The following is a 24,079-nucleotide window of genomic DNA, read 5'->3' as shown; positions in this document are numbered from 1 at the left end:
AAATTAAATAGGGGGCATCAAAAATATATGGAAAAAATTAAAATGTCAAATCCAATAGTTGAGATGGACGGAGATGAGATGACAAGGATAGTATGGGGCACAATTAAAAAAGAATTGTTAACTCCATTCATTGATTTAAATACAGAGTATTATGATTTAGGATTAAAACATAGAGATGAAACTGACGATAAGGTTACAGTTGATGCATCTAATGCAATAAAGAAGTATAAAGTAGGAGTTAAATGTGCAACAATTACTCCAAATGCTGCAAGAGTTACTGAATATAATTTGAAAAAAATGTGGAAAAGTCCTAATGGAACTATAAGATCAATTCTTGATGGTACAGTATTTAGAGCACCTATAGTAGTTAAACCTATAAAACCTTACATAAAATCATGGAAAAATCCTATAACTATAGCAAGACATGCATATGGTGATATTTATAAATCAGTTGAAATGAAAATACCTAAAAAAGGAAAATGTGAACTCGTTTTTACAGCAGAAGATGGAACAGAAGAAAGAAAACTTATACATAATTTTGATGCTCCAGGTGTTGTATGCGGTATGCATAATATGATAAATTCAATAGAAAATTTTGCAAAAACATGTTTTCAGTATGCAGTAGATACAAAGCAGGATTTATGGTTTGCAGCAAAAGATACTATTTCAAAACAGTATGATCATACATTTAAAGATATATTTCAGGATTTATATGACAATGAATATAAAGAGAAATTTGAAAGCTTAGGCATAAAATATTATTATTCATTAATAGATACAGCTGTTTCAAAGATTATAAAATGTAGTGGAAATGTTATATGGGCATGTAAAAATTATGATGGAGATGTTATGAGTGATATGCTTGCAACTGCATTTGGTTCTCTTGCTATGATGACTTCAATTCTTGTGTCTCCAGAAGGAAATTATGAATATGAAGCAGCACATGGAACAGTACAGGATCAGTACTACGACTATTTAGATGGAAAAGAAACATCAACAAATTCAATAGCAACAATATTTGCATGGACAGGAGCTATAAGAAAAAGAGGAGAATTTGATAAAAACTCTGATATGATAAATTTTGCTAATGCTCTTGAAAAGGCATGTATAGATACAGTTGAACAGGGAACAATGACAGGCGACTTAGCAGTAATTGCTGAAGGAGTAACTGTAAATAAAGTAGATACATTTGGCTTTATAAAAGCAATTAGAGAAAATTTAGAGAAAATTCTTTCTAAATAAGAAGAATAAAAATGCAGCTATCTAAAAATTTAGATAGCTGATTTTTTATAAAAAATACTTGCATTATGTTAAAATATTATGTATAATAGAACATGTCGTTAAGACAGTACCGTGTAGTTCAATGGTAGAACAGCAGACTCTGACTCTGCATGTTGTAAGTTCGAGTCTTACCATGGTAACCATTTTAACCAGTAATTTTTATAATTACTGGTTTTTTTATTATAATTTAATAAATATATCTAATAAAGTAAATAAAAACGAAAAAAACTTGCAAATTTAAAATATATGCTATATAATAGTATCTGTTGTCGGAAATAATACCGTGTAGTTCAATGGTAGAACAGCAGACTCTGACTCTGCATGTTGTAAGTTCGAGTCTTACCATGGTAACCAGTTTAAATACTATCGGCTTGTGAAAAGTGCACTTGCTGTTAGTATTTTTTTTTATGTTCTATTTTTTATATTTTAAGATAGAAAAAAGGGGAAATTATATGTTTAAATATGTTTCGGACATCAGTGAAATAGCTCACTATATCATAGATAATTTTGAAGAGTCAAGAAATGTAGCAGTTGACGCAACTCTTGGAAACGGGCATGATACAGATTTTTTGCAGAGAAGATTTAAAAGAGTATTTGCATTTGATGTTCAAAAAAACGTATGCCAAAATTATAATGAGAAAGAAAATAAAAATGTTAAAGTAATAAATGACTCACATGAAAAAATAAAAGAATATGTAAAAGAAAATTGTGATGTTATAATGTATAACTTGGGATTTTTACCAGGGGGAGAAGATAAGTCTATAACAACAAAAGCTGAAACATCGCTTAAAAGTATTATAGATGGATTAACTATTTTAAATCATGGTGGAATGATGTCTATTGCAATATATAGAGGTCATAGCGAAGGAAAAAATGAGGAAAAAGTAATACTTAATTATTTAAAAGAGATTCCTAAAGGTAAATATGGGGTTATGTACCATTCATTTTTTAATAGGAGTGATGATGCACCACTGCTTGTAATTGTAGAGAAAAAATAATATTAAAAGTATATATTAGATTAAATATTTATGTTGGTGACTTAGTTACAGAAAGAGTTTAATATATTGAATATAATTTAGGTATAGTAAATGATTAAATAAAACTTGAAAAAAATATTATAAATTTGATTTTGGATGTTAAAACTAAATAATAAGGTTATTCAAGATAGAATTATGGAGGAATGAAAAATGTTTGGATTTTTAAAAAAAGTTGATGAAAAAGTTATTAATGTTAATGATATAGATAGTCTTATAGGAAAAATAGACCTTATAGATATAAGAGAAGATTATGAGTATAGAGGTGGAAGCATAAAATCTGCTAAAAATATTCCGATGGGTAAGCTTTTAGAGAATCCAGATAAATATATGGAAAAAGCTAAAGAATATTATATTGTATGCCAGTCTGGTTCAAGGAGTAGCAGAGCATGTTCAATGCTTAGAAGACAAGGATTTGATGTTGTAAATGTTTCTGGCGGAGTAGGATCATATGCAGGATCAAAGAGAAAGTAATAAGGCAGAATATATAAGGAGGAAATGATTATGAAAAAGAAGATACTTATAGTAGGAGGAGTTGCAGGTGGTGCATCAGCAGCAGCAAGACTTAGAAGAAACAGCGAAAAAGATGAAATAATAATGTTTGAAAGAGGACCTCATGTATCATTTTCAAACTGTGCACTTCCTTATCACTTAAGTGGAGTAATTAAATCACCTGAAAGACTCGTACTAATGAGTCCTGAAAAGTTTAAAAAACAATATAATATTGAGGCAAGAGTAAATAGTGAAGTAATCTCAATTGATAGAAAGAATAAAACTGTAAATGTAAAGAACATGATTACGCATGAAATATATAAAGAAAATTATGATAAGCTTATTTTATCACCAGGAGCACATCCTATTGTGCCTAAAATTAATGGGATTGAAAAAGTGAATGTATTTACAGTAAGAAATGTTTTAGATATTGATAAATTAAATAGATTTGTTATGGAAATAAAAACTAAGGATATTGCAGTTATAGGTGGAGGATTTGTAGGAGTTGAAGTAGCTGAAAATCTAAGAGAAGCTGGATACAAAGTATCACTTATAGAAGCAGGAGAACAGATTTTAAGACCGTTTGATTATGATATGGTTCAAATACTGCATAAAGAAATTTATGATAATGGAATAAACCTTATAGTAAATGATAAAGTTGAAAGCTTTGAAGATGATGCTGTAGTTCTTTCAAGTGGAAGAAAGATTGAAGCAAAGGCAGTAGTAATGGCAATAGGAGTATTACCAGAAGTAGCTCTTGCAAAAGAAGCGGGGATAGAACTTGGATTAACTGGAGCGATAAAAGTTGACAAAAATTATAAGACTAATGATGATGATATTTATGCAGTAGGGGACGCTATTGAAGTATATAATAGCCTTACTCATTCTATGATGAAATTATCTCTTGCAGGTCCTGCACAAAAAGCTGCAAGAAGTGTTGCTGATGATATTAACAACAAGAGTACATTAAATAAAGGATATATAGGATCATCTGCAATTAAAGTATTTGATTATAATGCAGCCGCAACAGGACTTAATGAATCACTAATAAAAGTTCTTGGAATGAAAATAAATTATGATGTAGTAAATGTTATACTTTCAGATAAAGTTTCAATAATGAAGGATTCATCACCTATACATTTTAAGATGCTGATAGAAAAAGAAACAGGAAAAATTTTAGGAGCTCAGGCTATAGGAAAAGGTGATACTACAAAAAGAATTGATATAATAGCTACAGCTATAAAGTTTGGAGCAACTGTAGAGGATCTTAAGGATCTTGAATTATGTTATGCACCACCATTTTCAACTGCAAAGGATGTTGTAAATTATGCAGGATATGTTGGCTCAAATTTATTAAATGGGGATTTCAAGCAGGTTACTGTATCTAAAGTGCGTGAACTTGCTGAAAGTAATGAGTATATTATTGATGTAAGGGAAAGAAATGAATACGAGAATGGGCATATTAAAAATGCAGTAAATATTCCATTAAGCGAGCTAAGAGAAAGAGTGAATGAAATTCCGAGCGATAGACCAGTATATCTTCACTGCAGAACAGGTCAGAGAAGTTATAATGCGGTTAGGGCTCTTCAGAATTTAGGATTTACTAATGTATATAACATTGCAGGAAGTTTTCTTGGATTATCATTTTATGAATATTTTAATGATAAGACTAAAAATAGAGAACCAATAGTCACAGAATATAATTTTAAATAATTAAATTTTAATAATAAAAAATATAACTGGAAAATAAATTTCCAGTTATATTAAATTCTTTAAAGACGGTAATTTAATCTACTAATATGTCGAATTAGAGTATATTTATATTTTTTATAATACCTGCCTTTTATAAGCTAAATTTAAATTAACAGTTGTGTAAATTTTTAAGGCTTAAATCAAGTGATTTTACAGAATGAGTAAGAGCACCGACTGATATATAATTAACTCCTGTTTGTGCGGCTTCTCTTACGTTTTCAAGAGATACATTTCCAGAAAACTCAGTTAAGGCTCTTTTATTTATTAATAAAACTGCTTTTTTTGCTTCTTCTATATCCATATTATCAAGCATTATTATATCTGCTTTGCATTCAAGAGCTTCTTTTACCATATTTAAGTTCTCTGTTTCAACTTCTATTTTTCTTACAAAAGAAGAGTTCTTTCTTGCAAGGGAAATAGCTTCTTTAACTCCGCCTGCAGCACTTATGTGATTGTCTTTTAAAAGAATTCCATCTGAAAGATTATATCTGTGGTTATGTCCACCGCCTTTTAATACGGCATATTTTTCAAGAACTCTCAAATTAGGAGTTGTTTTTCTTGTATCTAATATTTTAGCATCAGTATCTTTTATTTTTTCTGCAAATTTATGTGTAAGAGTAGCTATGCCGCTCATTCTCTGAAGAATGTTTAATGCTGTTCTTTCACCTTTTAATATGTTTCTTGTATTTCCTTTTACTTTAGCTACAATTTCTGATTCTTTTATATAATCTCCATCTTCTTTAAATAAGTTAACATCTACATTTCCTAGTATTTCAAAGACTCTCTTAAATACATTTAAACCACATATTATTCCGTCTTCTTTACATATTAAATCTGCTTTAGATGTACTATCTTGAAAGATTACTGAATCTGTAGTAATGTCTTCATATGGTATATCTTCAAGGAGCGCATTTTTTATTATATTATCTATAGCTAAGCGATTTATCATCGATTCTTCCTCCATTTCTTTTTATTATATTTAGTGCATTTTCTTCATTTTGAGATTGCAAAAAATTTAAAGAATCAGTAATATATCCAGTATTAATTATTTTTGATTTTATAGTATCTATAAGTAAATTTATTTTTTGTGCTGCTTTTTTTGAAAAGACAAGACCTTCAAGAAGCGAATTACTAGCAAGTCTATTTGCACCATGAACTCCAGTACAGCTTGTCTCACCAACTGCATATAAATTTTTCATAGATGTTGAAGAATCCGAATCTACTTTTATTCCTCCCATGAAAAAATGCTGAGCAGGAGATACTTTTATAAATTCCTTAGTTATATCTGTACCTCTTTTTAAACATTCACTATATATGAGTGAAAAACGTTTTTTAAGATAAGTAGAATCTTTAAAACTTATATCAAGCTTTACATATGGAGTATCAGTTAAATCCATCCTTTTATATATAGCATCAGATACAATGTCTCTAGGAAGCAGCTCATTTATAAATCTTTTATCGTTTATATCAGTAAGAAGAGCCCCTTCTCCACGAAGAGATTCAGATATTAAAAGTCTTCTTTTTTCTAAATTTTCTTCATAAAAAGCAGTAGGATGAAATTGTATGTAATTTATATCTTTAAGCTCTATATTATGTTTTGACGATATATTTAAAGAGATACCTTTAAGTGATCTCTGATTTGTAGAATTTCTATAAAGTCCACCTATACCTCCAGTTGCAAGAACTACAGATTTTGCATATACATTTATCTGCTTATTTTCTTTTATTATTTTAGCTCCAAAACATGTATTATTGTTTTCTATTATGTCTATAAGAGTTGTATTTTCCCAAACTGTTATATTTTTATTTTTTTCTACATTTTTAATTAAAACATTTTCTACGTTTTCACCAGTATTATCTTTTGTGTGAACTATTCTGTTTATAGAATGTGCTCCTTCTCTTGTATAATTAAGCGTTCCATTACAGTTTTTATCAAGATTTAAGCCCATATTTATAAGTGAATTTAAAGAATTTCTTGATTCTTTAGCAAGTATTTTTACGTTATCTTTATTATTTTTATATTTTCCAGCTTTTAATGTGTCTTCAATAAATAAATTTATATCGTTCGTATCTTTTGCTACGGATATACCTCCTTGAGCAAGGTTTGTATCTGTAGAATTTATACTGTCTTTGCAGATTACAAGAACATTTAAATCTTTTCTTAAATTTAATGCACAGTTAAGACCTGATACTCCAGAACCGGCAATTAGTACATCAACTGATTTATTCATAAAAAAATTCCCCCATATATTATTTTGATTCTGCAAGCTTATGCATATTAAGTAGTGATGTTAAAGCTTTTTTTCGTATATTTTCATCTAAATGAATTTCATTTTCCATATTAAGAAGTGAATCGTATAAGTTTGATAGAGTAGTTTTTTTCATACTTAAACATTCTATCTTGCCACCTGGAATTATAAATTCTTTATTTGGATTTCTTTTTTTTAGTTCGTGAATTACGCCTTCTTCAGTGCAGATTATGAATTTATTTTTTAAGCTTTTAGAAGCATAATCTATTATTCCAGAAGTACTATCTATATAGTCTGCAATATCCCGTATATCTTTAGTGCATTCAGGATGCGCTAAAATCTCTGCATCAGGATTTACTTCTTTTGCATTTAATACATCTTCTTTTTTTATTTTTTCATGACAATTGCAGAATCCATTCCATAATATAAATTCTTTGTCTGGAAAGAATTCTGATAAATATTCTCCAAGATTTTTATCAGGAAGAAAAAGTATTTTCTTAGAATTTATATTTTTTAAAATTTTAATTGCACTTGATGATGTAACAGTTACGTCACAGTGGGCTTTAACTTTATATGTTGAATTTATATAACATACTGTGAAAGCATCTTTATATTTCTTTTTCATATCTATTATTTCTTTTTCAGCAGCCATATCAGCCATAAAACATCCTGCATTTATACATGGCATTATAACTTTTTTTTCTGGAGATAATATCTTTGCACTTTCAGCCATAAATTTTACACCACAGAAAACAATTACGTCTGCATTTGAGTCTTTTGCAGCTTTGCTTAAATAATAAGAATCTCCTACAAAATCAGCTATATCTTGAATTTCAGCAGGCTGATAGTAGTGAGCAAGTATTACTGCATTTTTCTCTTTTTTTAATTTTAAAATTTTATCTTTTAAATTGTCGGTCATATTTACACAGCTCCTAATTAATGTTTACACGTGTATATACACATAATAAAATGATTATAGCACTATTTCTTTTAAATTTACAATAAAATATTGTAAAAATATTAGAAACTTTTTTATAGATATTTATAATATTGCTTATTTTGAGATGATTTATCAAAAAAAATCCTTTATAATAATATTTAGAATATTATGTAAAGGATGAGAGTTTAAAATGAAGACAATAAATTATAGAAAATGCCTTAAAAAACCGGGTAAGAGTTTTTTGTTATTATGTTTGTATGTTATTTTATTTATGGCAGGACTTACATTATCTAAGATATTTACCATACCTAAAAATGGAAGAATACCAATGATCATAATGATAGGAATTCTTACATTAGTATTAGTATTAGTACTTTTTATAGAATTTATACTAATGTATTATATATTATTATCAAGGTTTAAACTGGTTAAATTATCAATAGATAATAAAAAATTAATGTATGATAATCTTCTTGGAAAGACAGAGATAAACTATGCAGAAATAAAATCAATTTACTTTCCATCAGGTATCTTTATGGATAATACAATAAAAATAAAGGGAAATAAGAGAATTATAAAATTATCATCATTTTTTGATGGTATGGGAGATTTTTTAGACGAACTTCAAAAGAAATTAGATCAAAAATCTCTATCATCAGTATATAAGAAAGAAAAACTCGAAAAATTTAAGAAGAAAATGACTATAAGGGATAGAAGATGGAAAAGTTTTTATGATAAAGTAAAAATTATTTCAATTTCAGTTTTAATATGTACAGTTTTATGTAGCCTTATTTCATTTATTTCTTTAAAAGATAGTCATCTTTATCTAAAAGCTGCTATTTTAATTATTTATCCATTTATTGTATTCTTTATATCTGAAAAGATATTGTCATTATTTTCATTTGACAATAAAAAAGAAGAAAAAAATACGTATTTAATAACATCTTTTATTGCAGCCGTGCTTATTATTATTTTTATAATATTTGTTTAATTTAGAATAGATAAACACATATTATAAATAAATATATATTCATTTTTCATTTAGAAAGGAGCGCTCTTTGGATGATTAATAAAATAAAGAAATTATTTAATTCTTATGAATTATCTAATATGCAGAATTTTGGAATAGAGAGAGAAGGATTAAGAGTTAATGATAAAGGCATTTTATCATCTAAAAAACACCCATTAATATTTGGAGAAAAAAATAAAAATCCATATATAACTACAGATTTTTCAGAAAGTCAGATAGAAGTTATAACTCCTGTATTCACTTCATCTGAAAGTATATATAATTTTTCAAATATACTTTATGATATAGTGTCAGATGAAATAGGAGATGAATATATATGGCCTCAATCAATGCCATGTATGATAAAAAATGAAATAGAAATAAAAGTTTCAGAATTTAATGGAAGTGAAGAAGAGGAATATAGAAAAAGACTTTTAAAAAAGTATGGAGGAAAAAGACAATTAATTTCAGGAATTCATTATAATTGTTCTTTTAAAGATGAGTTCTTTAAAAAAATTTATGAAAATCAAAAGGAAGATATATCATATAAAGAGTTTAAAAATAACATTTATTTAAAGATTTGTAGAAATTATTTAAAATATATGTGGCTTTTAATTTATCTTACAGGTGCATCTCCTTCTATTCATAAAAGTTATGTTCCTGAGTGCATAAAAAAATCCTATAAAGATTCTAGTGAAAGCTATAGTAGTGACGGCTTAGTATCATATAGAAATAGTGAATGTGGCTATAAAAATAAAGTTGATATATATCCATGTTATGACTCTTTAGATAGTTATATAGATTCAATAAAGGAGTATATAAGCCTCGGAGTAATTGATACGCATAAAGAGCTTTATAGTCTTATAAGGGTTAAGCCAAGTAATAAAAATAACTTCTTTGAATCGCTTAAAAAAGATGGAATAAATTATCTTGAATATAGATGCATTGATGTTAATCCTTTTGAAAAGGGAGGAATAAGTCTTAATGATTTAAAATTTCTTGAATTATTTAATTTTTATCTTCTTTTAAAAGATGAAGACAATTATGAAAATTGGCATAAGGAAGCTTTATATAATCAAAATTTGGTAGCTAAAGCTGGACTTTCAGATATAAATATCTTAAGAAATGGTGAAAAAATAAGACTTACTGATTATGCAGAAAAAGTATTAAAAGAAATATCTTATCTAAATAAAGCTTTAAATCTTAATAAAGAAGATATAATAACAGAGATTCAAAACAAAATTAGAGACAAAAAGCTTACGTATGCATATAAAATATCTGAAAAAATTAAGAATGAAGGATATGTAAATACATTTATGTCTTTAGCTGAAAAATATAAAAAAGATGCTTTTAATAATAGATTTGGACTTTATGGATACGAAGATTTAGAACTTTCAACACAAATACTAATGAGAGAATCGATAAAAAGAGGAATAGAAACAAAATTAATTGACAGAAAAGAAAACTTCATAGAGCTTAAAAAGAATGGGAAAACAGAATATGTAAAACAAGCTACAAAGACATCTAAAGATAGCTATGTTTCAGTTCTTGTAATGGAAAATAAAAGCATAACAAAGAAAATACTCCATAAAAATAACATAAAAGTTCCAAGAGGAATAGAAATTTTTTCTCTAGAAAATTCTGAAAAAAAGATAGAGCCTTTTATAAATAAAGCTGTTGTAATTAAGCCTAAATCAACTAATTTTGGTACAGGAATTACAGTATTTAAAAATAATGCACAAAAAGAAGATATAATGAAAGCTTTATTTATAGCATTTAAATTTGATAATACAGTTTTAATTGAGGAGTTTATAAAGGGAAATGAGTATAGATTTCTTATAATAGGGGAAAAGGTATGTGGAATTTTAAAAAGAGTTCCTGCAAATGTTGAAGGTGATGGAAAAAGCAGCATAAGAGAACTTGTTAAAATAAAAAATAAAGATCCATTAAGAGGATATCATTATGTAAAACCTCTTGAAAAAATAAATATTGATGAAAATGTACTTTTATATTTAAAATGTCAAAATAAAGATCCTAATTATATTCCTAAAAAAGGAGAAAAAGTTTACCTAAGAGAGAATTCTAATATAAGTACTGGTGGAGACAGCATAGATTATACACAAAAAATTCCAGATAGGTTTAAAAAAATTGCAATAAAATGTGCAAATGCAGTAAATGCAAAAATATGTGGAGTTGATATGATAATAGAAGATATTAGTGATGAAAACTCAAAATATGGAATAATAGAGCTTAATTTTAATCCTGCAATTCATATACATTGTTATCCTTATATAGGAAAAGAAAGGAATATTGCCGAGGAAATATTAAAACTTTTAAAACTGACATAAAATTGCATTTAAATACAATGAAAATATTTACAAGACATAATATTTAGGTGTAATATATCATTGAACGAATTAAAATGATAGGTGGTTAAATTCATGATAGCAGAAGAATTAAGAAATAAAATTAGTCAAAATATTCAAAAGGTTATAATAGGAAAAGATACTGTAATTGATCTTGTAATTACAGGATTAATTGAAGGTGGACATGTTCTCCTAGAGGATGTTCCAGGTACTGGAAAGACAATGCTTGCTAAAGCTCTTTCAAAATCTATAGATTGTAAATTTAAACGAATACAATTTACACCAGATTTGATGCCATCTGATCTTACAGGAATAAATTATTATAATCAGAAGCAGGGAGAATTTGTATTAAGAAAAGGTCCTGTATTTACTAATATACTTTTAACTGATGAAATTAATAGAGCAACTCCAAGAACTCAGTCAAGTCTTTTGGAGTGTATGGAAGAAAAACAGGTCTCAATTGATGGAACTACATATAAATTAGAAGAACCGTTTTTCGTTATTGCATCTGAAAATCCAGTTGAATCTCAAGGAACTTTTAATCTCCCTGAAGCACAGCTTGATAGATTTCTTATGAAACTTAATATGGGATACCCAACAATAGATGAAGGACTTGGAATATTTAAGAGATTTATAGAAGATAATCCACTTGAAAAACTTGAATCTGTTTGCAAAAAAGAAGATATTCTTAAAGTAAGAGAAGAATGTAGAAAAGTTTATGTAAGTGAGGATGTTCAAAAATATATATTAAAGATTGTAGAAAGAACAAAGAACCTAGACGACATAGTTCTTCCTATAAGTCCAAGAGGATCTCTTGCTATGCTTAAGCTTTCACAGGTATTTGCAGCTATAAAAGGACGTGATTATGTAACACCTGATGATATAAAACTATTAGCTCCATATGTATTTTCACATAGAATAATTTTAAAAAGTGGTCTTAAGATTAAAAATACAAAAAATGAAGATATAATAAATAAAATAGTAAGCGAAGTTGAGGTGCCCACTGAAGACTTTGATAAAAAGAAAAGATAGGTGAGAAAATGGGACCGATTCTAATTATGTTTATAGTTTATTTAATATATAGTATTCAATATAAATTTTATGAATCAAAAGCGTTTAATAATCTTGATGTTGATTTAAAATTTGATAATTACGCATGTTTTTGTGGAGAAGATGTTACAGTATCTTATACATTTACAAATAAGAAATGGCTTCCGTTATGGTGGATAAAGATTCAGTATACAATTGATAATATTAATGAATCATCTCAGTTTTCACTTCTAGGTTATGAAAGGCTAAAAGAAACAAAAAAACTTCATAATTTAAATAGAGGATGCTATAAAATAGGAAATGTAGATGTACTTTGTTCAGATTTATTTGTAACAAATAAGTTTGTAAAAAAAACTTTTAATAATAGTACTGTTTATGTATTCCCAAGGCTTATTGATTCATCAGAATTTAATATAGAATTTAATAAGCTTTTAGGTACAGTTGTATCGAGAAGACAGATAGTAAATGATCAGTATGAGATAAAAGGAATAAGAGATTATAGTTCATTTGATAGTTTTAAAGACATAAATTGGTCAGCAACTGCAAGGACAAATGAACTTAAAACAAATATATATAATTATACATCAAAGCAGGATATAATTATATTTTTAAGCTTAAATCGTGAAGATGATTGGGTAAGCAGTGATGTTATTGAAGAGGCTATAAGTCTTGCAGCATCAATTTATAATAAAATGGCAGAAAGAATGATAAGTGTATCAGTTATAACAGATGCTTGGGATACTGAAGCCTATAAGAATATAGAAATTGTATCGTCTCTTTATGATAATCCAATACAAGATGCAAATGAAACTTTTTCTAAAATTAATATTAAAAACCTAAGTGAAAAAAATATATGTTATTATATAGACAGAGAAATTAAAAAATGCAATACTATGCCTTTATATTTTATAATATCAAATAATACAAGAAATGGAATAAAAGATGTATATAGGCAAACTAAAATGCAAGGGATAGAGACAAGACTTGTTATTCCAAAAGAAAAACAAAGACAAATATTTTTAGATGGATTAGAAGATGCTATAGTTTGGGATGTGGATTTATGAATGAGAAAATAGAAGTATGCAGAATATCAGAAGATTTTTTAAATAATAATTTTCAAAAGAAACTTTCTTATCATATTATTGAAAGTATATTATATTTTTTGACTGTATATCCTGTTGTAGCTTGCATAAATTATGGAATAAATAATAATAAAAATGATATATATATGGGACTTTTTTTAATAATACCTATCATAGTGATGATATTTTTTATGATGAAGATTAAAGATCTTAAGCTTTTTATAATTTTTCTGTTTTCATTTACAGCAATTTCAATTTTTGTTATAGGATTCTTATTAAGAAAATATCCATTTGCTGTTATTTTACTTATTTTTGCATATAAGATTTTTAAAAATAGTTTAAAAAAGCAGAATGTAAAATTTAGTCTCTTTACATTTTTTGTACTGGAAATACTTTTAATACCTCAGAATATCATTGCATTAATATCAAAAATAAATGAATTAAGCAGTCTTATTATGATAATAAGTGTTATAATTTTAATAATTTCACTTATGTATCTTATAAAAATAAGGAATACAAAATTGTCAATGGAAGGCAGCGATAATTTATCTGGATCAAAGAGTAATAATATTTTTGTATTATCTTTTGGGATTCTTATAGCAGTTTTTATGATATGTGTTTCACTATCAGGAGTATTTAAAGTAACATCATATGCTGATAAAAAAGTTGTAAATACTATTACAAATTTATTTAATATAAATTATGTTCAAAAAGCATTTGATTATCAGAAAGATGATAATAATAATGGAGATAAAAATGATCTCCTTGAAAATATATTTGGCAGCAAGATGTTAAAAAATGAAGGGGAAATATCTGATTCAGTAAAGATTGTTTTTGACATAATAGAAAAAATAATTTTCACTGTAATAGTACTTATTTTTATGTATTTTATATTGAACAAGATTATGATATTATTTAAAGCTGCAAAAAATATCGAGAAAATTACTTTTGTATATAAGGAAGAAAAAAATAACAAATCAGGAAAAGAAAAAGTTAATAAACAATATAAGAATATAATAAAAAATGTTTTCCTAAGTAACAAAGATAAAGCAAGAAAACTTTATAAAAATAAAATATTAAAATTTAGAAAAGATCAAATTATAATAAGCAATAATGATACTGTAGGCGATATACAAAATAAGATTTTAAGAAAGACTAATCACAATATAGAAGAAATAAGTTCAATCTATAATAAAATAAGATATTCAAATAAAGAAGTTACTAATAAAGATATTGATAAAATTAGAAATAGTAAGTGATAGAATTTGGAGGGAAGATATGTTAATAGGAAGAAATGAAATATTAGAAAGTTTAAGCACTGTAATAGAAGGTAGCGCTGTAGAGAATGATAAAATTATTGTTAAAGATCTTAAAGCTACAATTGATGTGAAGCTTACAAATATGATAGATAATAAAGATAATGTAATTGCAGAAATGGTATTTATTTTAAATCAGGAAAAACTTCAAGATCCAATAGTAGAAGTGCTTGCGGGTTATGGACCTGATCCAATGAAAGCTGTAAGTGATGCATGTGTTAACTTTATTTTAGGTGCATTTGATGCAGTTAGAAATTTTGTAAAAAAAGAGATATACACAAGTTTTGAAAGTGATTTCTTAGGAGAAAAGAGATCATTTGAAGTAACTGAAAGTTCACTTCAGCAAAGAGGAGTTTTAAAGAAAGGCTCTATAAGACCATATATATGGATGATGATAGAAGATGAAATAAAAAAGAAGTTTGGTGCAGAGAAGACTTATTACGTAAAAATATTTACCTCAAGAGTAAGAAACGAGAAAATTACATGTGAATGTTCTATAAATGGAGTAAATGATAAGGTAGTTGAAGCACAGATAAAGGAATGGACTTCAGGATGGAAAATGGAAAGTGATTTTGCATCTATAAAGCAGTATTTTATAGTTGAGCAAAAAAGTGAAACATATAGAGAATATCCAATTTCTTATGAAAAGCTTGAAGAGGATGTTGATAAATTTATAGATGTTATAGAAAACTGTGATAGTGAAATAAAATTTAAGAAAATGTATGATGGTTTTGAAGATATAATTCAAAATGAAAATATTGCATTTGAAATAAGGAGTTTTGTACCTGAAATTCTAACAGATTTAGTATTCAAAGAAGTAGGTCTTTCTAATAAACTTATAATACTAAAGGGAGACAGCAATATTAAGACATATTTTACTCAGTATCAATCATATTTTGATATAAAAGGTATCTTAATAAAGAAAGTAAATGATAGGTCAATTAAAGATTTGACTCTTAGAAAAATTATTGCACTTAGTGGTCTATATAAGGCAATAAGTAAGGCTTTAAAAGATGGAAAAGAGTTAAAAGATATTAAAAACGTAATTGTAGGATTTAAGGCAGATAATAGTTACATTCCATGCTAAAAAAATATTAAATAAAAATACGGTTGTTTCTAAACTTTTAGTAGAAACAACCGTATTTTTTTATTACTTAATTTTTATTTAGTATATCTTTTAATTTTTCAAGTGAAAGAATAAGTAATCCTCCGATTATAAAAAAGATTATACTAAATGTTTTAAAAGTTAAAGGATTTTGTGGAACTTTTAATGTGCAAGGTCCCATAATTACTGCATATATTGAACCTATCATAAGTCCTAAAATAAAATAAATCATTTTAGATCTATGATTTTTAAGAAGGTATTTAAGTAGTGATATTATAGAAAAAATACCAAATAAAATTCCAAGTCCAAGAGCAGCAATAAGTGGAACATAAGTTAAATTAAAAGTAAGAATTTCCTTTATTGCAGATATTACTGATGTATATAATCCAAGTATTAAAAGAAGAGTCGAGCCTGAAATACCTGGAAGTACCATTGCAGATATTGCTATCATACCTGAAAAGAATACATAAACTGCAAGTAAAATATTAAAGTGTTCAAGAGAAAATGAAAGTGAACTTCCTCCTGATTTAGTAATAGGATTAAAGTATGTAATAGCCCATACTATGAAAATTCCTATAAAAGTGAAAAGTATGTTTTTATATTTATTTTTTAATGAATTTTTTTCTTCTTTAAGTATAGTTGGAATTGAGAAAATAATAAGTCCAATAAATAATGAACTTATTTTATATATATTATTTTCAAATACAGATGCTATAAATAATACTGCAAAAATAAAACCTGTAATCCATCCTAAACCTAACTTAAACAAAAATAGCAGAGAATTAAGTTTTGCTTTTTTATTTGATTTAGTCGAAAATAAATCATTAAGTGATGTAATGAATTTATCATAAAAACCAAGTATAAAAGCTATTGTTCCTCCAGAAACTCCGGGAACACTATCCGCTAAAGCCATACAAAATCCACGTATAAAATTTATAATGTACATTTTTCCTCCAAATAAATAAAATTTAAACTAATTATACTATTGTATTCCATTTTATTCAAGGATTTATGCATTTTCGAGTTCTTCAGTAAGTTCCTTAATTAATTCATTTACTGTTGTCATTTTATTTAATCTGTAGGCATTTTCTCCACAGAAAACAAGACCATTATCAACATCTCCATTTACAGCATTTATAAGAGCTTGACTTATGCAATAAGGTGTATCCTTAGGATTGCATGGAGTAAGACAGTTATAGCAGTGTGAAATTTGACATTTTTTTTCATTAGGAAGATCAATAAAGTTATTTTTAATTGCTCTACCTGGCATACCTACAGGACTTTTTACTATTATTATGTCTTCTTTTTTGCAGTTTAAATACATATCTTTAAATTTCTGATCTGCATCACATTCTTTTGTAACTACAAAACGAGTTGCCATTTGAACGCCAGATGCACCGAGTTTTAAAAAGTGTGCTATATCATTTCCATCAAATACTCCACCAGCCACTATAACAGGAATATCTTTGTTATATTTTTCTTCATATATAGATACTTCATTTATTATATCTGTTACTGTTTTATCATAATCATAGTTAGGATCATTAAGTTCAGTTACTTTAAAACCTAAATGTCCACCAGCTTTTGGTCCTTCAATTACTACGAAATCAGGAGCAGTCTCATCACGTTTATCCCATCTTTTTAAAATAACTCTTGCTGATTTTAAAGATGAAACTATAGGAGCTATCTTTATGCCTGAACCTTTACATATGTTTGGAAGTGTAAGTGGAAGACCAGCTCCTGATATAATTAAATCAGCACCAGCTTCAATAGAAGCTTTTACATGTTCCTCATAGTGGTTACTTGCACACATTATATTTACACCAATTATTCCATTTGGAGCTTTTTCTTTAGCAATTTTAATATGTTTTTTTAGACCTGCAATATTTTCTTTAAAAGCATTGTCGTAAAAATCAGGCTCTTTATATCCAAGTTGAGCTGCTGAAATAATTCCTATTGCTCCAGCGTTAGCTACTGCAGATGCCAAACCTGATGATGATACACCAATTCCCATTCCTCCCTGGATTATTGGAATTTTAGCTGTTAAATTTCCGATTTTCAAAGGTTTAAATTTCATTTTTTTAGTTCCTTTCAAAATAATTAGATTGTAAAATATTTTGATAGTCAAAATATTAACTCTATATTTATTATATTGTATAGAGAATAATAAAACAATAAAAAAATTAAAAAATTAAAAAGAATTGTTGACATGTACTATAAAACCATGTTAAAATAAAAAACGTTATAGGGGTATGGCTCAATTGGTAGAGTAGTGGTCTCCAAAACCATTGGTTCTGGGTTCAAGTCCTAGTGCCCCTGCCAAACAAAATTATGAGAGACAGGTAAATTTGGGTAACCAAATTTACCTGCTTTTTTTATATAACAAATAAATATACATTTTACTACTTTTGTAAATATTTCACTGAGGTGTAGACTAATGAATAAAAATATATATTTACGAATCAAAAATAAACAAAAGAAAATACCATCATATTTAAATAATATTATAAAAAAGATTATAAAATCAGTAAGCAGAAAAAGTATTGTGGACTTTCTTAATATTATTTTTGATGAAAATATTTCACTTGATTTTGAATTTCAAATTTTAAATAATAAATATTTTTTAAAAGATGATCTTGAAATTTTTGAAAAAAATACTGTTGATAGCTTTGAATGTTCTATAAAAAATGTAAATACATATATGAGATTCAATGTAATGCTATCATACATAAATGGAAAAGTGTGTTCACTTTTTATTATTAAGAAAAATTTATTGGATTATACATATGATTCTAAGTTATTAGTTTTTAATTCTAACATATATATTGAAGATAAAGTAGATTTTACATTTGTTAATAATAATGAATTAGTAAGACTTTCTGCTGATGTATTTAAATGTTTTAATTATAATTTGAGAGAATTATATGATAAAAATCTTTATTTCCTTTTTCCACAGAAGATATTAGAATTAAGTAAAAGGATTCAAAGTATAAATAATCAAATATTAAGTATTGATAGAAAAAACGTTATTAGAAAAAATGTTTTTGAAGATATGATGAAAAAAGAGGTCTTTATTCTTTTTAGAAATTTAAATAAATATTTGGATAAATTATTTATAGATAAAAAGCTATCATTAAATGACATAAGAAAATTTAATAAGTATTTTATATTGTATTTTGATTTTATAATTAAAGATATGAAAAATTCTTTAAAAAATGATATAGAAAAAAAATTAAAAGAAAAATATATATAAAAGTGTATATATTTTTTTATAAAGGGCAAGATATTATTGTCGGAGGGATGAAAGAAAATTTTATCCTGATGATAAAATACCAGTTTAATCTGAGGAGGGATTGTTATGTCATACAGTACAGTAGTTCCAGAAGCAAAACAGGGTTTAGGCAAAATGAAAAACGAAGTGGCGCAAGAACTTGGAGTACCATTTAAGGAATACAATGGTGATTTAAGTGCTAGACAGTGTGGTTCCGTCGGAGGAGAAATGGTAAAGAGAATGGTAGAGGAGTATGAACATAGAATATAAATTAGTAAATAATTTATTATTTTAGTTTATGCTATCTACTAAAAAGAGGGCAGGACATGTTGCATACAGGTCGAAAGACCTGCAACGAGTCCTGCTTTTTTATATTTAAATTTCTTTTTATTTTTATTTAAGTAACAATTATATATTTTAAGAATATTTTATTACTGTGATTAAAAATAAGGAGAATACTTATGGATTTAAAAGGAAGTAAAACAGAAAAAAATCTATTTAAGACATTTGCTGGCGAATCAAGAGCAAGAACTAAGTATACTTTGTATGCTGAAAAAGCTGCTAAAGAAGAACTTATAGGCATTAGAGATACATTTAATGTTATATCAGGTAATGAATTAGCTCATGCAAGAGAAGTATATGAAAAATATTTAAATAGAGTAGGTGAAACTAAAAATAACTTAATTGAGGCTGCTCTTGGAGAAGCACATGAAAGTAGAGTGCTTTATAAAGAGTTTGAAAAAGTAGCAAGAGAAGAGGGATTTACTGAGATAGCTAATTTTTATAAAGAACTTCAGGAAGTTGAAGAAAGTCATGATGAAATTTTTGTGAAATTAGCTAAAGACTTAAAGAACGATAAGCTTTTTAAGTCTGATAAAAAAGCATTATGGAAATGCTTAAATTGTGGATATATATATGAAGGATATGAAGTACCACCTAGATGCCCTCTTTGCAAATATCCAAGAGGATACTTTCAAAAAATGGACTATGTGGAATGTAATGGGGGAGAAAATAAATGATTTATGTATATCCTAAAGAATATGTAGTGCCAGTTGTTTTCTTAAAAAATGGTTCTAAGATTCAATTTAGAAATGACTCTTCAGATAAAGATAAAGATGCCTATGTAAAAAATATATATGATGAAATAGATGAAATGTATTCAATTGAAGAGACAGGAAAGAAAAATGAGCGTAGAGAATATAATAGGCAAACAATATTCTGATATATCTAATCTTGCAGATCTTCTTAAATCATATGTTGATTCATATAGACTTTTAATTGCAGGGGCTGCAGAACTTTATAATATAAATATAGCTAAAAAAAGTGAAGTGAGAAAAGCTATAGAAAGAGCCGAAGATGTTGGCGAGTTAATAGATATGGTAGTTGAAACTTTAAATAGATGTGATGAGCAGTATCTTAAGTACTGTAAAATAAAAAATGATTATATATCAGTTAAAAATTATAAGGATACTATTTTTACTGAAATTGAAAATGATCTTTCACTTCAAAATTCCAAGACGGATCGGGATGAGGAATAAAAATTTCTAAAAGGATAGGTATTTAATTATTATTATATCTATCCTTTTAAAAGTTATTTTTTGTATTTTCCGACTAAGTAGTCTAAAATAATCAAAAAAGATAAATCTGATATTATAGGGTATGGGAAAAAATTCATATTTAATATGAGAATGCTATACTCTATTACAGAAATTAATATTGCAGCTAATAGAAGTTTTATTCCATGTTTATTTGAATATTTAAAATTTAATATGGAAATATTTATTATTAAATTTAAACATAAAATAAGTAAAACAGTAAAATATATAGTAAAGTTATTATTTGTATTAAAAATAAATCCGTAAAATGAATGAATATTTACTACAAAATCAGATATTATCATATCTAATACATATAGAATCATTAAAAATAACATTATTAAATAAATGATATATAACTTTATTTTAGAAGATTTTGAAAAAATAAAAGTAATAAACAATGAAATTGAAGGGATGAGTACTGAATCTATATATATTAAATATTTTAAATAATATAAAATGTTGTTATTTCTAACTAGACATAAAGATATAAGAGAAATATTTCTTAATAAAAATAGAATTAGAAAAATAAATAAAAAATATTTAAATTTTTTTGGTGAATATTTAATATTTCTAATCATTAAAAATAGGCATAAAAAAATTATAAGTAGCAAAAATACATAGTATAAAACAATCAAGATAGCTCTCCTAAATATTGATGTTACTTATAATTATTAATATGTTTATTCTAATATTCCTAAAACTTTAATTCCGCTTTTTACGCATTCGATATTAAGTGGAAAATCTGGACCCTTTTCTCCATCAATATCTGTTGCAATATCTTCATTTGATTCAACAATAAGCTTATTAGTTTTAAAATAAACAACTTTATTTGAGTCAAGATGTTCTCCTCTTAAAAGTTTAAATGTAAGAGGAAGAAGTTCATAAAGCTGCAAAGCTTTAAACATTATAACGTCAAGTTTTCCATCATCTGCAATTGATTGTGGAGCAAGTTTTAAGTTTCCTGCTGTTTGTCCGTTAAATATTAAAAGAAGGTACATTTTATCTGTGAAACTGCATTCATCTGACTTTATAGTGACATTTAATTTCTTAAAATTAGGAAGTTCTTCAAGTCCTTTTAAATAATAAGCAAGCTTTCCTATAGAATTTTTTAAATTTACATCTGTTTTTTGAGATACATCTGTAAATAATCCTGTGCTTGCGACATTTACAAAGTATTTATCATTTATTTTACCAAGATCTATTGATTTTGGTTTTGAGTTTAATATATTTTTGCATGTTTCTTCTACATCTGATGTAAGACCTAAAAATTTACCAAAATCATTTGCTGTGCCAACAGGAAGAATTCCTATGGGAAGATCTATATTTTTTCTTTTCATTGCGTTTACTGTAGAATCAACTGTTCCGTCTCCACCGGCTACAAGAATATATTTATATGTGTCATCTACTATATCAAAGGCTTCATCTAAAGATTTATTACCCTGAATTCTGTAAGGAATTATTGTAAGACCAGCCTGTTGATGAAGTTTTATTATAGTATCTAATTCTGACAGAATACTATTTTCTCCAGAATACGGATTATATATAAATCTAACTTTTTTCATGAGAATGTTCCCCCTAAAAATATGTTATAAAAATAATTATATCATTATAAAGTATTATTGTCGACAGTACATTTTACAATATATGTAACCTTAATAAATAATTAAATTTCTTTACTACACTTATAATATTAAGTATTGTATGATATAATAGTGAACTAGGAAATTTTAATTTTTAGGAGTGATTAGATGAAAAAAAGTTGTATTCCTAATATATTTACCTTTACAAATTTATCTTGTGGAATTATTTCGATATTATCAGTATTAAATAATAATCTCATGGCAGCTGCTATATTTATTTTATTAGCAGGATTGGTAGATAGATATGATGGAAGAATTGCACGTTTTTTAAATGTATCAAGTGAGATAGGAAAAGAGTTAGACTCCCTTGCAGATCTCGTATCATTTGGAGTTGCACCATCTATTTTGATATATATACTTTTTAAATTTGAAAATTTAGGTCCAAAAGGAATATTTGGAATGATACTTCTTGTTGCATTCCCTTTATGTGGTGCATTTAGACTCGCAAGATACAATATTTCAGATTTTGACGGAGTTTATACAGGAGTACCAATAACAATAATAGGATGCTTTATGGCATTATTTGCACTAGTTAATTTAAAAGTTCAGTTTCCAATATACATAGTTGTTTTACTTATGATATTAGGATCTTATCTTATGATAAGCAGTTTAAGTCTTAAAAAGTTTTAGTGCTACTATTTAAAGAAAAAAAGTCTGTTTTTAGAAGTCTTTCTTCTAGAAGCAGACTTTTTTATAATTTCAAGTATCTTTCTAAAACTTAATTTTTATGATAAAATTAGAACAAGAGTTCGATTAATTTAAGGTGGTTATATGAAAAAGATAAAATTTCTGCATACGGCAGATATTCATTTGGATACACCATTTAGTGGTATGAATTCAAATGATGCATCAAAAGAAAGGGAATATTTAAAAGTTGTATTTAAAAATATAATAGATTTAGCATTAGAGAAAAATGTTGATATTATAATTATGGCTGGTGATATTTTTGATAATATGACAGTTCATAAAAGTACAATATCCTTTCTTATAAATGAATTTGAAAGACTAGATGGAAAAAAAGTATTTATAAGTCCCGGAAATCATGATCCATTTAATGTAAAATCCTTCTACAATTTTATTACATGGCCTGATAATGTATATATTTTTAAAGGAGAAATGGAGAAAGTTTTTTTAGAGGAATTTGATTCTTTTATATATGGGGCAGGATTTAGAGATTTATATGAAAGAGAGACTTTGCTAGAAAAAGTAAAGATTGATAAAAATTACAATAATATTTTAGCTATTCATGGTGAGATAATGAATTCTGACAGAAAGAATGAATACAATCCAATATCTAAAAAAGATATTGAAGATTCAGGATTTAATTATATAGCATTAGGTCATAGACATACATATTCAGGTGTTCAGAATTTATGTAATACTTATTATGCATATAGCGGGTGTCCTCAAGGAAGAGGATTCGATGAAGAGGGCGATAAAGGAGTAATTATAGGTGAAATAGAGGATGGATATGTAAATACAGAATTTATAAAAACATCTATTAAAAATTACTATACAAAATATATTATGTTAGATAAAGCTGAAACTTATGATGAGATTGTAAAAAATATAGTATCGTCTTTCGATGAAAAAGAGAGAATGAGCAATTTTTATAATATCATTCTAAAAGGTACAACAAATGAGTTTTTTGTTGTAAATGAAGATATTTTATATAATCTTTTGAAAGATGAATTTTATTTTATAAAGATAAAAGATAATACTCAAAATTATATGGATATAAAAGAACTTTCAAAAGGAAATTCGGTAAAAAATATTTTTGCATCTAAGATTTATGGAAAATTAAAAAATGCTAGTAATGATGAAGAAAAAGAGATATATCTTATGGCATTAAAAGAAGGAATTTCAGCACTTACAGGAGAGGAGGCAGATTAGG

General features: G+C 26.5%; 23 protein-coding genes and 3 tRNA genes. 20 read left to right on the top strand and 6 right to left on the bottom strand.

Annotated elements, in window-relative coordinates:
• The first annotated feature begins 27 nt into the window (after positions 1 to 27).
• From MTX53_RS09765 to MTX53_RS09740, 6 genes are all read left to right on the top strand, one after another.
• On the top strand, positions 28 to 1,242 hold the full coding sequence (locus MTX53_RS09765; protein ID WP_244833610.1) for an NADP-dependent isocitrate dehydrogenase: 1,215 nt from the start codon (positions 28 to 30) through the stop codon (positions 1,240 to 1,242).
• A 107-nt stretch (positions 1,243 to 1,349) separates the two neighbouring features.
• Positions 1,350 to 1,424: transfer RNA gene (locus MTX53_RS09760), tRNA-Gln, on the top strand.
• Positions 1,425 to 1,560: 136 nt separating this feature from the next.
• Positions 1,561 to 1,635, top strand: a tRNA-Gln gene (locus tag MTX53_RS09755).
• A gap of 98 nt (positions 1,636 to 1,733) precedes the next feature.
• The gene (locus MTX53_RS09750) at positions 1,734 to 2,279 is read left to right on the top strand and encodes a class I SAM-dependent methyltransferase (protein WP_244833609.1); all 546 of its coding nucleotides are present in this window, start codon (positions 1,734 to 1,736) and stop codon (positions 2,277 to 2,279) included.
• A 189-nt stretch (positions 2,280 to 2,468) separates the two neighbouring features.
• Positions 2,469 to 2,789 carry a rhodanese-like domain-containing protein gene (locus MTX53_RS09745; RefSeq protein WP_244833608.1) on the top strand — a complete coding sequence of 107 codons (321 nt, stop codon included), beginning with the start codon at positions 2,469 to 2,471 and terminating at the stop codon, positions 2,787 to 2,789.
• Positions 2,790 to 2,819: 30 nt separating this feature from the next.
• Positions 2,820 to 4,520, top strand: coding sequence for an FAD-dependent oxidoreductase (locus tag MTX53_RS09740; protein ID WP_244833607.1), 1,701 nt, complete (start codon positions 2,820 to 2,822; stop codon positions 4,518 to 4,520).
• A gap of 148 nt (positions 4,521 to 4,668) precedes the next feature.
• On the opposite strand, the gene nadC is transcribed toward MTX53_RS09740, so the two are convergent.
• From nadC to nadA, 3 genes are read right to left on the bottom strand one after another with little or no spacing between them, the layout of a single operon-like run.
• Positions 4,669 to 5,508 carry a carboxylating nicotinate-nucleotide diphosphorylase gene (gene nadC / locus MTX53_RS09735; protein WP_244833606.1) on the bottom strand — a complete coding sequence of 280 codons (840 nt, stop codon included), beginning with the start codon at positions 5,506 to 5,508 and terminating at the stop codon, positions 4,669 to 4,671.
• A complete protein-coding gene (locus MTX53_RS09730) occupies positions 5,483 to 6,790 on the bottom strand; it encodes an L-aspartate oxidase (RefSeq protein ID WP_244833605.1) in 1,308 nt (435 codons plus the stop codon). Before MTX53_RS09730 ends, nadC begins: the two co-directional genes overlap by 26 nt.
• A 19-nt stretch (positions 6,791 to 6,809) precedes the next feature.
• Entirely contained in the window at positions 6,810 to 7,727 is a 918-nt protein-coding gene (gene nadA / locus MTX53_RS09725) for a quinolinate synthase NadA (RefSeq protein ID WP_244833604.1), read from the bottom strand.
• 211 nt (positions 7,728 to 7,938) lie between these two features.
• On the opposite strand from nadA, the gene MTX53_RS09720 reads away from it, so the two are divergent.
• The 6 genes from MTX53_RS09720 to MTX53_RS09695 all read left to right on the top strand — a co-directional run bounded on the left by MTX53_RS09720 (position 7,939) and on the right by MTX53_RS09695 (position 15,658).
• On the top strand, positions 7,939 to 8,739 hold the full coding sequence (locus MTX53_RS09720; protein WP_244833603.1) for a hypothetical protein: 801 nt from the start codon (positions 7,939 to 7,941) through the stop codon (positions 8,737 to 8,739).
• 71 nt (positions 8,740 to 8,810) lie between these two features.
• Positions 8,811 to 11,105 carry a bifunctional glutamate--cysteine ligase GshA/glutathione synthetase GshB gene (gshAB, locus tag MTX53_RS09715; RefSeq protein ID WP_244833602.1) on the top strand — a complete coding sequence of 765 codons (2,295 nt, stop codon included), beginning with the start codon at positions 8,811 to 8,813 and terminating at the stop codon, positions 11,103 to 11,105.
• 93 nt (positions 11,106 to 11,198) lie between these two features.
• A complete protein-coding gene (locus tag MTX53_RS09710) occupies positions 11,199 to 12,155 on the top strand; it encodes a MoxR family ATPase (protein WP_244833601.1) in 957 nt (318 codons plus the stop codon).
• An 8-nt stretch (positions 12,156 to 12,163) separates the two neighbouring features.
• Positions 12,164 to 13,237 carry a DUF58 domain-containing protein gene (locus MTX53_RS09705; protein WP_244833600.1) on the top strand — a complete coding sequence of 358 codons (1,074 nt, stop codon included), beginning with the start codon at positions 12,164 to 12,166 and terminating at the stop codon, positions 13,235 to 13,237.
• Positions 13,234 to 14,514, top strand: a complete 1,281-nt coding sequence (locus tag MTX53_RS09700; RefSeq protein WP_244833599.1) for a hypothetical protein — start codon at positions 13,234 to 13,236, stop codon at positions 14,512 to 14,514. Before MTX53_RS09705 ends, MTX53_RS09700 begins: the two co-directional genes overlap by 4 nt.
• 19 nt (positions 14,515 to 14,533) lie before the next feature.
• Positions 14,534 to 15,658, top strand: coding sequence for a DUF6348 family protein (locus MTX53_RS09695; RefSeq protein WP_244833598.1), 1,125 nt, complete (start codon positions 14,534 to 14,536; stop codon positions 15,656 to 15,658).
• Positions 15,659 to 15,725: 67 nt separating this feature from the next.
• Here MTX53_RS09695 and MTX53_RS09690 read toward each other — a convergent pair whose 3' ends face one another.
• Together MTX53_RS09690 and MTX53_RS09685 are read right to left on the bottom strand one after the other, a co-directional pair.
• Complete coding sequence (locus tag MTX53_RS09690) at positions 15,726 to 16,622, bottom strand: DUF368 domain-containing protein (RefSeq protein ID WP_244833597.1); 897 nt, start codon at positions 16,620 to 16,622, stop codon at positions 15,726 to 15,728.
• Positions 16,623 to 16,685: 63 nt separating this feature from the next.
• Complete coding sequence (locus MTX53_RS09685) at positions 16,686 to 17,753, bottom strand: nitronate monooxygenase family protein (protein WP_244833596.1); 1,068 nt, start codon at positions 17,751 to 17,753, stop codon at positions 16,686 to 16,688.
• Between the two features lie 169 nt (positions 17,754 to 17,922).
• Between MTX53_RS09685 and MTX53_RS09680 the strand changes: the two genes are divergently transcribed.
• From MTX53_RS09680 to MTX53_RS09655, 6 genes are all read left to right on the top strand, one after another.
• Positions 17,923 to 17,998: transfer RNA gene (locus MTX53_RS09680), tRNA-Trp, on the top strand.
• Positions 17,999 to 18,113: 115 nt separating this feature from the next.
• A complete protein-coding gene (locus tag MTX53_RS09675) occupies positions 18,114 to 18,929 on the top strand; it encodes a hypothetical protein (RefSeq protein WP_244833595.1) in 816 nt (271 codons plus the stop codon).
• A 105-nt stretch (positions 18,930 to 19,034) separates the two neighbouring features.
• The gene (locus MTX53_RS09670) at positions 19,035 to 19,217 is read left to right on the top strand and encodes an alpha/beta-type small acid-soluble spore protein (protein WP_244833594.1); all 183 of its coding nucleotides are present in this window, start codon (positions 19,035 to 19,037) and stop codon (positions 19,215 to 19,217) included.
• 191 nt (positions 19,218 to 19,408) lie between these two features.
• A complete protein-coding gene (locus MTX53_RS09665) occupies positions 19,409 to 19,966 on the top strand; it encodes a rubrerythrin family protein (protein WP_244833593.1) in 558 nt (185 codons plus the stop codon).
• Positions 19,963 to 20,169, top strand: coding sequence for a hypothetical protein (locus tag MTX53_RS09660; RefSeq protein ID WP_244833592.1), 207 nt, complete (start codon positions 19,963 to 19,965; stop codon positions 20,167 to 20,169). The genes MTX53_RS09665 and MTX53_RS09660 overlap by 4 nt, the downstream gene beginning before the upstream one ends.
• Complete coding sequence (locus tag MTX53_RS09655; RefSeq protein WP_244833591.1) at positions 20,132 to 20,485, top strand: hypothetical protein; 354 nt, start codon at positions 20,132 to 20,134, stop codon at positions 20,483 to 20,485. Before MTX53_RS09660 ends, MTX53_RS09655 begins: the two co-directional genes overlap by 38 nt.
• 740 nt (positions 20,486 to 21,225) lie before the next feature.
• Here the strand turns inward: MTX53_RS09655 and MTX53_RS09650 are convergent.
• Positions 21,226 to 22,107, bottom strand: a complete 882-nt coding sequence (locus MTX53_RS09650; RefSeq protein WP_244833590.1) for a YegS/Rv2252/BmrU family lipid kinase — start codon at positions 22,105 to 22,107, stop codon at positions 21,226 to 21,228.
• A gap of 186 nt (positions 22,108 to 22,293) precedes the next feature.
• Between MTX53_RS09650 and pssA the strand changes: the two genes are divergently transcribed.
• Both pssA and MTX53_RS09640 read left to right on the top strand, forming a co-directional pair.
• Positions 22,294 to 22,815 (top strand): CDP-diacylglycerol--serine O-phosphatidyltransferase, encoded by a 522-nt coding sequence (gene pssA / locus MTX53_RS09645; RefSeq protein ID WP_244833589.1) that lies wholly within the window; start codon positions 22,294 to 22,296, stop codon positions 22,813 to 22,815.
• Positions 22,816 to 22,956: 141 nt separating this feature from the next.
• Positions 22,957 to 24,078, top strand: a complete 1,122-nt coding sequence (locus tag MTX53_RS09640) for a DNA repair exonuclease (RefSeq protein ID WP_244833588.1) — start codon at positions 22,957 to 22,959, stop codon at positions 24,076 to 24,078.
• The last annotated feature ends 1 nt before the right edge of the window (position 24,079 follow it).

Source organism: Clostridium sp. BJN0001 (assembly GCF_022869825.1).
In the GTDB taxonomy this organism is placed as follows: Bacteria; Bacillota; Clostridia; order Clostridiales; family Clostridiaceae; genus Clostridium.
Note: the sequence above shows the minus strand (reverse complement) of the source record. Positions and strands in the feature narration are given on the sequence as shown.